The sequence below is a fragment of the Pseudomonas sp. MF6394 genome, assembly GCF_002018845.1.
GTDB classification, from domain to species: Bacteria; Pseudomonadota; Gammaproteobacteria; order Pseudomonadales; family Pseudomonadaceae; genus Aquipseudomonas; species Aquipseudomonas lactis.
Genome location: NZ_MVOJ01000078.1, coordinates 1 through 1445, shown reverse-complemented (window position 1 = coordinate 1445; position 1445 = coordinate 1). Strand labels below are relative to the sequence as shown.

Below are 1445 nucleotides of genomic sequence, written 5' to 3'. Positions count from 1 at the left end.
TGAACTGCCCCCCGAATGTTGGACACCTGCCCCCTCGGGAGAGTGTTCCATGACGAAATACAACCTAGCGCTCAAGCAATCATTGATTGAAGAGTGCCTGTCTGCCAGTAGTGTTCATGAGGTGGCCCTCAAGCATGGCTTGAGTCCATCGCTGCTGCGACGCTGGGTCAAGGGTTTTGAAAAGCACGGCGCCTCTGGCTTGATTGCCAAGTACAGCCATTACGATGCCCAGTTTAAATTGAAGGTTTTGCAGTGCATCAAACAAGACGGACTGTCGGACCAACAGGCCTGTATACGGTTTGATATCCGTGGTCCAAGTAGTATCAGACAGTGGCGAAAGCTGTACGATGAAGGCGGTGTAGAAGCACTACAACCGCATCGTCTTAAAGAGTCCAGCATGCCCCGCAAACCTTCCAGGCAACCCAAAGCAAGTCCTGCTCTTCCTGCGGACGCAGAACTGACCCCTGCACAAATGCTCGCAGAACTGGCTTATCTGCGTGCGGAGAATGCCTATCTAAAAAAGCTCGATGCCTTAATCCAAGCGGATCCTCGTACTGCGCAACCCAAAAAACGCAGGCCGTCCAAGGATTGAGGCATGAGCATCCACTTGCTCTGTTGCTACGTGCTGCGGCACTGGCACGCAGCACCTTCTATTACCAAAGCAAAACACTGCTAACCGACAAGCATGCCGGCCTTAAAGATCGCATCCGCAGCGTCTATCACGGGCATAAGGGGCGTTACGGCTACCGCCGCATCGCCGCGACCCTTGGAAACAGTGGTGAGTTGATCAATCACAAAAAGGTGTATCGACTGATGCAGATGATAGGCCTCAAGTCGCTGGTCAAAGTGAAGAAATATCGCTCTTACCGAGGTGCTGAAGGGCTTGTTGCGCCTGATCTACTAAAGCGCGAATTTAAGGCACAAGCCCCTAACCAGAAATGGGCAACCGACGTGACGGAGTTCAAGGTGAAGGGGCAAAAGCTGTTTCTCTCGCCTCTCATGGATTTGTACAACGGCGAGATCCTGGCTTACCAGGTCAACCGACGTCCCGAATTCAGGATGGTTTCGACGATGCTGGAAAAAGCCTTTGAGCGACTGAATCAAGGTGACAAACCGATACTGCACTCTGACCAGGGTTGGCAGTACAGGCAGCCTACCTACCGACACATGCTGGCCGAAAAGAGCATTGAGCAGAGCATGTCGCGCAAGGGTAATTGCTTGGACAATGCCGCGATGGAAAGCTTTTTCGGCACGCTCAAGAGCGAGTTTTTCTATTTGGAGTCATTTGAGAGTGTGGAGCAGCTGGCATCAGGCATAGAGGATTACATCGCCTACTACAACCAAGACCGCATAAGCCTCAGACTGAATGGCTTGAGTCCAGTACAATTTCGGACCCAGGCACTAAATCAATAGCGTCCCCTGTCCAACTTTCGGGGGGCAGTTCA

General features: G+C 52.2%; 1 protein-coding gene. It reads left to right on the top strand.

Annotated features, from left to right (window positions below; translation table 11 throughout):
- Window positions 1-49 precede the first annotated feature (49 nt).
- Window positions 50-1413, top strand: a protein-coding gene (locus MF6394_RS32765) for an IS3 family transposase (protein WP_102047845.1) whose coding sequence is annotated in 2 segments (ribosomal slippage) — window positions 50-515 and window positions 515-1413 — 1365 coding nt in all. Because the reading frame shifts where the segments join, the coding sequence is not laid out codon by codon here.
- Window positions 1414-1445 lie beyond the last annotated feature (32 nt).